This is a genomic window from Bacteroides sp. ET225, from assembly GCF_024733745.1.
Lineage (GTDB): Bacteria > Bacteroidota > Bacteroidia > Bacteroidales > Bacteroidaceae > Phocaeicola > Phocaeicola excrementipullorum.
Genome location: NZ_JANRHN010000056.1, coordinates 1 through 10261, shown reverse-complemented (window position 1 = coordinate 10261; position 10261 = coordinate 1). Strand labels below are relative to the sequence as shown.

Genomic DNA, 10261 nt, shown 5'->3' with positions numbered 1-10261 from the left:
TTTTAGTGGACACTAATGGCCTTGTTTTTGAAAGAAACAGCCATTCCCGTTTGGGGAGTAGCTGTTTTCTTGGGTGAAGCCTTTTGTGGTAGCGTGCCTCAGGACATGCCCTTATTCTGTATATAGATTTCTTTTCTTTATAATCCGGCAGACCTCCGGATGAAGAAAATAGCGGATATCTTTCCCCTGATGTATTGCATTGCGGATGAAGGTGGAGCTTATCTCCAGCAGCGGTGTTTCAACCATGCGTGCCTGAGGAGGTAGGCTTTCCGGGTCGAGAGGATATCCTTTGCGCGGGTAAATCAGCACATGATGCTTCCGGATAATTTCTTCCGGCGACTTCCATCGGTCAAAGGATGCCCAATTGTCTGCTCCGATAATCAGATGAAATTCCCTTTCGGGATAGACCTCTGCCAGTCTGTTCAGCGTTGTCACGGTGTAGGAAGGCTTGGGAAGCTGGAACTCGAAGTCAGAGGCAGAGAAATGCGGATAATCCTTTACTGCTGCCTCTACCATCTCCAGGCGCATCCAATCGTCAAGCAATGTTTCGTTCCGCTTGAACGGATTTTGCGGAGTTACCATAAACCATATTTCGTCAACTTCTCCGAATTCGCACAGATAATTTGCCAGTGCCAGATGTCCGATATGTATCGGGTTGAATGTTCCTCCGAATATGCCAGTCTTTATTTTATAGCCTTTCTCCATTGGCGAAAATTGAATATTTGCCAGACAGCCACCAGCAGCATGGCCGCGGCAATGATGTATTCTTTCTTATAGACGGCCACAATTCCTACTGCGATGGCTGCAAGCCCGATAACGATGCAGAGGATGGTGAGCATGAACATCGTCTTCTGTGGATTCTTTATTTTCATCATTTCTGTTTATTTTCTGTTTATAAATTCGGTAATGACTTTCAAGGCTTCTGCTTCCGCTTTCTCAAGATTGTCGTTTATGATGCGTACATCGAATTTGTCTGCATAGTCCAGCTCGAACTGAGCCTTGGCGATCCGGCTTTCTATGACTTCTGCCGAATCTGTTCCCCTGCCTGTCAGACGCTTGCGCAATTCTTCAATCGAAGGCGGCTGGATAAATACCGAAAGCGCACGGTTGCCGTAGAATCGCTTGATGTTGCATCCGCCCACAACGTCCACGTCAAAAATCACATTCTGTCCAGCTTCGAGCTGTTTTTCCACCTGCGATTTGAGCGTTCCATAGAATCTGTCTTTGTACACCTCTTCATATTCCAGAAACTCGTCGTTTGCAATGCGTTGTCTGAACTCTTCGGGTGAAAGGAAAAAATATTCCACTCCGTTCTGCTCTGTTCCTCTGGGAGGACGGCTGGTTGCCGAGATTGAAAAAGCCAGATTCAGGTTCTGCTTCAGCAGATAGTTGATGATGGTTGACTTGCCGGATCCGGAAGGAGCCGAAAATATGATCAGTTTGCTCATAAAATGTAGCCGTTGAATTTTACATTACGTTAAGTACCTGTTCCTTTATCTGTTCAAGTTCGTCTTTCATCTGTACCACGATGTTCTGCATCTGCGCATGGTTCGACTTGCTTCCCGTGGTGTTGATTTCACGTCCCATTTCCTGGGCGATGAATCCCAGTTTCTTTCCTTGTCCGTGTCCGCTCGCCATTGTTTCTCTGAAGTATCTCAGGTGGTTGGCCAGTCTTTGCTTTTCCTCGTTGATGTCGAGCTTCTCGATATAGTAGATCAGTTCCTGTTCCAGACGGTTCTTGTCATAGTCCGTGTCGAGAATCCGTTCCAGCGCATCGGTTATCCGCTCTTTTATTTTCGCAACCCGTTCTTTTTCAAAAGGTTCGATAGATTCCAGAAGCCGTTCGATATTGTCCAGCTTTTCGTTGAATTTCATTTCAAGAGCTTCGCCCTCTTGCTTTCTGAAGTCAACGAGCCGTTGCAATGCTTCTTCAACGGTTTTCCGTACTACCGTCCATTCTTCTTCCTCCAGTTCTTGTGCTTCTACCTTAGTGAGCACGTCAGGCATGCGCAGCAGTGTGGCAAACCAGTCCTGAGGCAGCGGGATACGGCAATTCTCGGATATTGTCCGGATTTGGTTATAATAGTTCTCAACCAGAGCGGTATTGATAGGAGTGGCGGTTTCAGCCGCGTCTTTTTCAATCCAGATGCTGAAGTCTACTTTTCCCCGTTCCAGAACCTTTGAAATCAAGTTTCTGATCTCCATTTCCTTTTCGCGGTAAAGAGGAGCGATTCGGGTAGACAAGTCCATAGCCTTGCTGTTGAGCGATTTGATTTCGACGTTGATTTTTTTATCACCGAATGTTGCGGTCGCTTTTCCGTATCCGGTCATTGATTGTATCATAACTCATTTTGTTTTTAATAGTCATTCTGAATGCAAAGTTATGAAAATCTGTGGAAAGTAGCGAAGATCTGGAGGAAACTTCGTGTCCCGGCAGCACCTTTTGTTTTTCCGATGCAGACTGTTCCTCTGGATGCCGGGACAGAGTTTTCCGGTGTCCGTCACTGGCAGAGAGGCATATATTCAAACCAATCGAAATCGGCATGTCCTTTTCCTTCAGCGAACAGGCCCAGATAGACACCTGTAAATCCCCCGTTTGTTTCGGAGCTGAGGTAGCGTGTGTCCATCTGTCCGGCTTCCGTGTAGTGGATTCCGTCGGGTGAGTATAAGAAGGTGTATACATCCGCATTGGCCTCAATTCTTAAATGGACGGTTCCTTCCGGAATCTTGCAGATCTCTTTCTCATGGAGGAGCATCCCCATCCGGTATCTGATTTTCAGTTTGTTGCCTGAGATGAGCAGGTCGTAATGTGCGGAGGGACACAGGTATGCGGTGATTCCCGCATTGCCGTTTCCTTCTTTTTGCATTTTTGTCGTAGCCTGAAAATCAATGTCCTCCTGTCTGCGCCCGATGAAAGAAGGAGAGCAGTTGAAATCATCCAGTTTGTTGGCGCTTCCCCTTATGCGGAGGAATCCCTTTCTTTCAGTAAGCGAATAGTTCTCTTTTATGGGATTACCTGTCCAGTTCCATTCCACTCCCAGCCGGGAGCCATTGAAGTTCTGGTCGGAAGTGTCTTTCAATTTGACTTGCGGAAGTGTCTTTGTGTTTTTCATGTCCAGACTGACGGTGCCGTTCCCGTTTACTTCCGGCCACCCGTTCTTGTTCCAGCAGACAGGCGCAAGAAAAGTTTCCCTTCCCAATACATGGTGTTGTCCGCTTTGCGTGCGGAACCCAAGACACACCAGCCACCACGAGCCGTCGTGTGCCTGTATCATATCAGCATGTCCGACCCCTTGTATGGGGTTGTCCTGTGCATTTTTGTTGATATGTGTCAGAATAGGATTGGCAGGATTGCTTTCGTAAGGCCCTTCGATGTTCCGGCTGCGGGCTATGGTTACTTTATGTCCGTACTCCGTACCTCCTTCGCTGATCATCAGGTAGTACCATCCTTCGCGTTTGTAGATGTGCGGACCCTCAGGGTAACGGCCTCCGGTTCCTTCCCAGATGCGTTTTGATTCAGTAAGTTGCTTTCCCGTTTTCGGGTCGATTTCGCACAGCCAGATAGCATTCTCGGGATTGCTCACCATGTAGCAGTGTCCCTCTTCGAAATAGAGGGAAGGGTCAATCCCCTTTTGGCTGATCCATACAGGATCCGACCATTCTCCGCGCGGGTTGTCAGTATATACCAGGAAGTTTCCTTTGTCCGAATTGTTGGTGGTAATCATGTAGTAGATGCTGTCGTTGTATCGGATGGTAGGAGCGTAAATACCTCCCCAGATATTTCCTCCCTTTATCTTCAGTTGTGATTCTCTGGTGAGCACATGCCCGATCTGTTCCCAGTTCACAAGGTCCCGGCTATGGAAAAGAGGAACTCCGGGGAAGTATTCGAACGAACTGGTCACGAGATAATAGTCGCTGCCAGCCCGGCAGATGCTGGGGTCGGGATGAAAACCTCGGATAACAGGATTCTGGTATCCTTGTGCATGGCAGGCTATGCAGGCGAAAAAAAAGAATAAGTGGAATAAGTTTTTCATGCGTGACTTTTGGGATGAGTGGTTGTTCTGTTTTGTTGACTTCTTTCAAGGTCTGAATAGGATTGATATTGGATGAAGAATGCAGGAACACGGAGTGAATCTGCTTCATTTCTCCGTATTCCTGCATTCCGGTTAGAGGTGTTCCATTTATTTGTTCGGCGTTTCCCAGACTTTGGTTTGGCTGCATTGTGCGTCAATCCATTGGTCACCGCATTTGAACTTGAAGTCCCCTTTCTCCAGTATCCATTTGCCGTCATATCCGACAAATGCCATGTCGCTTCCTTTCAGTTTCAGTGTAACCGTCTTTGTTTCTCCCGGTTCCAATGCTATTTTGTCGAAATTGCGCAGCCGGATGTTGTCAGGCGTGCTGCTTGCCACCAGATCTTTCGAGAATAGGAGTACGCTTTCTTTTCCTGCCATCTTGCCTGTATTGGTTACATCAACCGTGAATGTCAGTTCGTCATCTGCCGTGAAAGCCGTCTTGTCCAGCTTCAGGTTTTTGTACTGGTAGGTGGTATAGCTTAGCCCGTAACCGAACGGCCATTGGATATCCATTACCGAATCATAGTTGTAGTTTCCGCCCATTTGTCCGATATTTTCGCACGGCTTGTAGTCATAAGTGGCCAGTGCATTGATGTGTTTCGGATAAGTGAACGGCATCTTTCCGCTGAAATTGCTGTCACCTGCAAGCAGGTTGGCCAGTGCGTCACCTCCGTAATTGCTTGGCAGCATGATATTGACAATGGCTTTTGCCAGCGGTTCAATATCCTTGATGAGGCGCGGACGTCCCTGGTTGAGTATCAGAACAATAGGTTTCCCGGTTTTTGCCAGTGCTTTCACCAGTTCCTGTTGGTTTGACGACATATTGAGATCGGTCAGGTTACCCGGAGTTTCACAGTAGGAGTTCTCGCCGACACAGGCAACGATAACATCCGCTCTTCCGGCAGCTGCAACCGCTTTGCTTATTTCCGGCTTGTTTTCTTCCCACCAGTTGTCGTTCCTGTAGGGTGCGTATGTCACTCCCGGTTCATAGATGATGTTTTCTTTTCCGTATTTATTGCACAGTGATTCGTAGATTGTATTGTAAGCTTGCGCACATTCGTCAGCCCGATGCCCTTGCCAGCTGTATGACCATCCTCCGTTGAGGCAGCGCATTGAGTTGGCGTTAGGTCCTGTAAGCAGAATCTTCTTTCCTTTGGCGAGGGGAAGCACGTTGTTTTCGTTCTTTACCAGCACTTCCGATTCTTCCGCACATTGCAGGGCGACTTTGGTGAATTCTTCCGAACCGAACTTGCTGTATTCTTCTACGCTCCAGTAAGGTTTGTCGAACAGCCCGAGCCGGTATTTCAGCCGCAATACGCGTGCTACGGCATCGTCGATACGGCTCATCGGAACTTCTCCTTCGTCTACAAGCTCTTTGAGATAATCGCAGAAACTTACTTCGTACGGAACCATTGACATGTCGATTCCGGCATTGATAGCAATCTTGATAGCCTCCTTTTTCGTTGCGGCGATGTGGTCGCGGACACACAGGTTATTTATGTCTGCCCAGTCGGTTACGATAAGTCCGTCCCAATTCAAGTCCTCTTTCAGCCATTGGGTCAGCAGTTCTTTGTTTGCGTGGAATGGCATTCCGTTGTCTACGCTTGAGTTGACCATTACACTCAGCGCACCGTTCCGTACGGCTGCAAGGAAGGGGGCGAAATGTTTTTCGCGCATGTCACTGCGTGAGATGGACGATGGAGTACGGTCTTTGCCCGATATCGGAACTCCGTATCCCATATAGTGCTTCATGCAGGCTGCTACATTGTATTTCCCGATGTGGTTGGGGGCTTCTCCCTGAAATCCGGCTACGGCAGCCTTGCCCATTTCCGTGTTTACGTAGCTGTCTTCTCCGTAGTTTTCCCACATGCGCGACCAGCGCGGATCCCTTCCCAAGTCGACTACAGGTGCAAAGTTCCAAGGGATATTGCACGCCTTGGTTTCGTATGCAGATATTTCTGCGCTTCGTTTCGCGAGGTCACGGTTGAAAGTTGCCGCCATGTTTATTCCTTGGGGAAACATTGTTCCGTCAAGCGTGTAGGTTGTTCCGTGTATCTGATCTACGCCATAAATGCATGGAATGCCGATTTCTTTCATTGATAACTCCTGTATCTGTTTGATCGCTTCCGCCCATTTTTCTTTCTTTTGTGCAATGCTTAACGGCACGTTCAGCAAGGACCCTACTTTATATTTTCCGATTACTGTATCCAGTTTTTCCTTGTCAAGAGTAAAGCCGTTTTTCTGGCTTGCCTCAAAGTCGGTTACCACATCAATGGTGATTTGACACATTTGTCCGATTTTCTCCTCCAGCGTCATTTTCTTCAGCCATTGCTGGATGTTTTCTTCAATTGCCGGATCAGAAGGAATGGCGGACCCGGACGTTTTCTGTTGGCAGCCCGTCTGCAGTAAAGAGCTTGTGCATATCATGGATGCCAGTGCTAGTTTTGAAATGTTTTTCATGAAATCTGTTTTTATTTTGGTTGATTTTTTACAAATGTAAGAGGAATCTGAAGGCTAGTCTGATACTTTCTTAACAATTTATGTGCAGATTGGGCATTCGCTTTAATAATGAAATGTCAGAATCACCTTTTCATCCTTTTTCAAGGTCATTTTTATGTATTCTTCAGTGTTGATTTCTTTTCCGTTATATAATGTTCTTTGTGCGTTTGCGGGTGTCTTCAGCTTTAGGCAAGGATTCCATCCCCCGACAAGTTCCACTTTCTGCGGCTTTCCGTCTGTCCATTCAACGCTGATAGTTGCTCCTCCCCGCACTTTGAATCCGTAGAAACGTCCTTCGTCCCATGAATCCGGAAGCGCCGGCAGCAGACTGATAAATCCGTCCTGACTTTGAAGCAGCATCTCGCTTATTCCTGACGTTCCTCCCCAGTTCCCGTCTATCTGGAATGGCGGATGCGAACAGAACAGGTTCGGGAAAGTACCGCTTCCGTGTTGCGTCGGGTTTGCATGTGTATAAGCCGGATAAAGTAAATTCCGGAATAAAGTATAGGCCCGGTTGCCATCTCCCAGACGTGCCCAGAAATTGATTTTCCAGGCCCGGCTCCATCCGGTTCCGCCATCACCCCGTCTTTCCAGTGTCTGTTTGCAGGCTTCCGCCAATTTGGGAGTCTTGACCGGCGATATCTGGTTGCCCGGGTGAAGTCCGTATAAATGTGATACATGACGATGGTGCATGTCGACTTCTTCGTAATCTTTCAGCCATTCCATCAGATAGCCTTTGGAGCTGATTTGATGTGGGGGGAGCTGGTCGATTGCTTTTTGCAAATCTGAAGCATAGACGGAATCCGTTTGCAGGATGTTAGCTGCCTCTATGACATTGGAATACAGTTCTCTCACCAGTTGGATGTCCATGGTAGGTCCCATGCAGACGCTGATTGGGGTACGGTCGTTTTTTGATGTGTAGAACTCATTTTCCGGAGATGATGTGGGTGCTGTCACCAGCCAGCCATGTTCCGGCTCACGTATCATGGTCGAATGGAAAAATTCTGATGCACCCTTCAATATCGGATAGATGTCGGCAAGATATTGTTTGTCGCCGTTGTATAGGTAATGCTCCCAAAGATGGGCGCAAAGCCATGCGCCTCCGGTGTTGGTAGCTCCCCATGAGGGATGTTCGCCCGGAGCGGTATAATTCCATACGTTGGTCATCATGTGGAGCACCCAGCCTTTTGCATCCGGTCCGTAGAACGCCTTTGCACTTTCTTCCCCGCTTGGAACCAGCCGTTTGACCAGGTCAATAAGCGGCTGGTACAGTTCAGCAAGGTTGCCTGGCTCTATGGGCCAGTGATTCATCTGGATGTTGATGTTTGTGTGGTAATCCCCGTTCCACGGTGTTCCCGGTTCGTTGGCCCATAGTCCCTGCAAGTTAGGCGGAAGGCTGCCGGGCCGTGTGCTGCTGATAAGCAAGTATCTTCCGTAGTTGTAATAGAGGGCTGCGAGTGAAGGGTCATCCTGCTGCTGGAAGGCTTCCAGACGTTTGTCGGTAGGGAGTCCTGCACAATGTTTGTTCTCCGGTAATGTTATTCCCGCCCTTGTGAAAAGTTTGCGGTAGCTTTTGACCGCTTCTTCTTTTATATGCATCAGGGAGTTGGGGGGTGTTGCATCATTCAGCAGGCGCTGAGCCTCTGTCCTGTAGATATTTCCGGCAAGATAAGAGGTGGCGGCAGATACAATAATCCATGCCTTGTCTGCTGACCGTACCTCTATCGTCCCGTTGCTGTGGGTCTGCATTTGGCTTTGTGTGCCGCATGGTATGACTTTCGCGAATGCAGCATAGCATATGCCGTCTTGCCCGGGATTTCCGCTGTCGAGCATTCCGGCTATCTCAAGTTCTCCTTCGTTCTGCTTCTTGACTTTCCCTCTTTCCGGGCGGCTTAATGTGATGCGGAAACTGAGTGCTTCCGGACGGTCAGAATCCAGCAGAATTGCGATGACATCCTTGTTTCGGGAAACGAAATATTCGCGGGTAAACCGGACCTTTCCTTTAGTGAATGCTGTATAGGCTACGCTTTCTTCCAGATCAAGCCATCGTTTATAGTTCTTGACCGAATCATCCGGTACAGTATATGTGTAATCGATAAACATGTCGGCTAGCATTTGGAAGGCTCCGTAGGTCCCTCCTTTTTCCGGTTTTACAGGGACAAAACTGGTGTACATCAGTTCTTGCGCCTCTTTGTTCTTTCCTTCGAGGAGGAGTTGCCTGATGGCAGGAAGGCTTTCGGCTGCTTTGGGATTTCTGTAATCGGCTTCCGATCCGCTCCACATACTGATTTCGTTCAATACGATATGTTCCCGTTCAATTCCACCGTCAGGCATCATTCCAAGTCTTCCGTTTCCTAGCGGCAATGTTTCTTCCCATTGTGCGGCTGGTTCGTCATACCATAAGGTCAGACTCGGTTTTGTCTGTCCAAGGACAGAAAGCGGCAACAGGAAAAGCAGTTTCAGTATGGCTTTTTTATTTTTCATTATACCAGATGTTTATAGGGTTACTGTTTCTCATGCAAATATAACCTTTTTGTCGGGCAAACCAATGCTTCTCTTGTTGCATCGGATGCCGTCAGGGTGTTTCTGATGTTTCTAAGTGATGTATCAAATGTTTTGTAAGTCATGTCTTGTGTTTTGTGGAAAGATAAAACGTCTATATTTGTAATGTTAATAAACTGTTAATTAAAGTCAGCATATGAAGCGCAACATGTTTTTTATCTTATTTTTTCTTTTGTCTTCTTCCGTTTTTTGCGAGGGGATTCGCATTCTGTTTATCGGCGATTCAATAACGGATGGAAGTTGGGGAAGCAGCGACGGTGGCCCGATGCCTTCTTCTGCCCGGAATCATTGGGACATGAATCATATCTATGGAAGCGGATACATGTATCTGTGTGCATCCTATTATCAAAGCCGTTATCCGGATCACGGATACCGCTTCTTTAATCGTGGGATCAGTGGAAATACATTGGCCGATCTGGAACAGAGATGGAAAGAGGACGTGGTCGACCTGAATCCCGATGTATTGTCCATACTGGTTGGAACGAATGATATACATTATTATATAGAAGGCGACATGTCTGTGCCTTTCGACACCTTGGCGTGGGAACGTTGCTACCGGTCTTTGCTCGGCCGATCCTTGCGTATGAATCCCGACCTGAAGATTGTTTTAGGGACACCGTTCGTCGCTTATACAGGTACGATGAAGGATAAGAAAAATTTTGCGTTGCGTGACAGTCTTGTGCATAGTCTTTCACGTATTGTAAAGAGGATTGCAGCCGATTACCATGCTGTTTGTCTTCCGTATGATGAAATGTTTGACGAAATTCTTGCCAAGGAACCCACTTCGCAGGATACATATTGGATATGGGATGGAATCCATCCTACTCCGGCTGGACATAAAAGGATGTCGGAGCTTTGGATGGAAAAGGTGGAACAGGCCCGCATTCTTCCTTGACAGGCCTTGCCTTTTTATGATTTCCTTTGCTACGGCATTAAAAGTTATTAAATGAGTGCAGGAACAAATTATGCCGTTGGGTGAAACAAATAACTCCCGAGATTCTTTTTGCTATGACATATTTTTGTAATGTCCCAATCAGACAATACAGGATGTGTGGTTTGAGTGGGGCATAAGAAAGATATGTAAAGTTTAATATTGCTGTCCGATAAACTCGATTAAATATAAG

The 10261-nt window shown here is 47.3% G+C and carries 8 protein-coding genes; 1 reads left to right on the top strand and 7 read right to left on the bottom strand.

Annotated features, from left to right (window positions below; all coding sequences use genetic code 11):
- Positions 1-111: 111 nt before the first annotated feature.
- The 7 genes from nadD to NW212_RS14705 all read right to left on the bottom strand — a co-directional run bounded on the left by nadD (position 112) and on the right by NW212_RS14705 (position 9059).
- Positions 112-705 (bottom strand): nicotinate (nicotinamide) nucleotide adenylyltransferase, encoded by a 594-nt coding sequence (gene nadD, locus NW212_RS14735; protein WP_258339379.1) that lies wholly within the window; start codon positions 703-705, stop codon positions 112-114.
- A complete protein-coding gene (locus tag NW212_RS14730) occupies positions 684-875 on the bottom strand; it encodes a hypothetical protein (RefSeq protein WP_258339378.1) in 192 nt (63 codons plus the stop codon). Before NW212_RS14730 ends, nadD begins: the two co-directional genes overlap by 22 nt.
- 6 nt (positions 876-881) lie before the next feature.
- A complete protein-coding gene (gene gmk, locus NW212_RS14725) occupies positions 882-1448 on the bottom strand; it encodes a guanylate kinase (RefSeq protein ID WP_258339377.1) in 567 nt (188 codons plus the stop codon).
- Between the two features lie 19 nt (positions 1449-1467).
- A complete protein-coding gene (locus NW212_RS14720; RefSeq protein ID WP_258339376.1) occupies positions 1468-2343 on the bottom strand; it encodes a YicC/YloC family endoribonuclease in 876 nt (291 codons plus the stop codon).
- A gap of 158 nt (positions 2344-2501) precedes the next feature.
- Complete coding sequence (locus NW212_RS14715) at positions 2502-4034, bottom strand: glycoside hydrolase family 43 protein (protein ID WP_258339375.1); 1533 nt, start codon at positions 4032-4034, stop codon at positions 2502-2504.
- 147 nt (positions 4035-4181) lie between these two features.
- On the bottom strand, positions 4182-6536 hold the full coding sequence (locus tag NW212_RS14710; protein ID WP_258339374.1) for a glycoside hydrolase family 3 N-terminal domain-containing protein: 2355 nt from the start codon (positions 6534-6536) through the stop codon (positions 4182-4184).
- Positions 6537-6638: 102 nt separating this feature from the next.
- Complete coding sequence (locus NW212_RS14705; RefSeq protein ID WP_258339373.1) at positions 6639-9059, bottom strand: glycoside hydrolase family 95 protein; 2421 nt, start codon at positions 9057-9059, stop codon at positions 6639-6641.
- A 214-nt stretch (positions 9060-9273) separates the two neighbouring features.
- Between NW212_RS14705 and NW212_RS14700 the strand changes: the two genes are divergently transcribed.
- The gene (locus tag NW212_RS14700) at positions 9274-10032 is read left to right on the top strand and encodes an SGNH/GDSL hydrolase family protein (RefSeq protein ID WP_309148260.1); all 759 of its coding nucleotides are present in this window, start codon (positions 9274-9276) and stop codon (positions 10030-10032) included.
- Positions 10033-10261 lie beyond the last annotated feature (229 nt).

Coding starts and splice junctions, on each gene's coding strand:
- NW212_RS14705 (WP_258339373.1), bottom strand. CDS start 9,059: ATGAAAAATAAAAAAGCCATACTGAAACTGCTTTTCCTGTTGCCGCTT.
- NW212_RS14710 (WP_258339374.1), bottom strand. CDS start 6,536: ATGAAAAACATTTCAAAACTAGCACTGGCATCCATGATATGCACAAGC.
- nadD (WP_258339379.1), bottom strand. CDS start 705: ATGGAGAAAGGCTATAAAATAAAGACTGGCATATTCGGAGGAACATTC.
- NW212_RS14700 (WP_309148260.1), top strand. CDS start 9,274: ATGAAGCGCAACATGTTTTTTATCTTATTTTTTCTTTTGTCTTCTTCC.
- NW212_RS14715 (WP_258339375.1), bottom strand. CDS start 4,034: ATGAAAAACTTATTCCACTTATTCTTTTTTTTCGCCTGCATAGCCTGC.
- gmk (WP_258339377.1), bottom strand. CDS start 1,448: ATGAGCAAACTGATCATATTTTCGGCTCCTTCCGGATCCGGCAAGTCA.
- NW212_RS14730 (WP_258339378.1), bottom strand. CDS start 875: ATGATGAAAATAAAGAATCCACAGAAGACGATGTTCATGCTCACCATC.
- NW212_RS14720 (WP_258339376.1), bottom strand. CDS start 2,343: ATGATACAATCAATGACCGGATACGGAAAAGCGACCGCAACATTCGGT.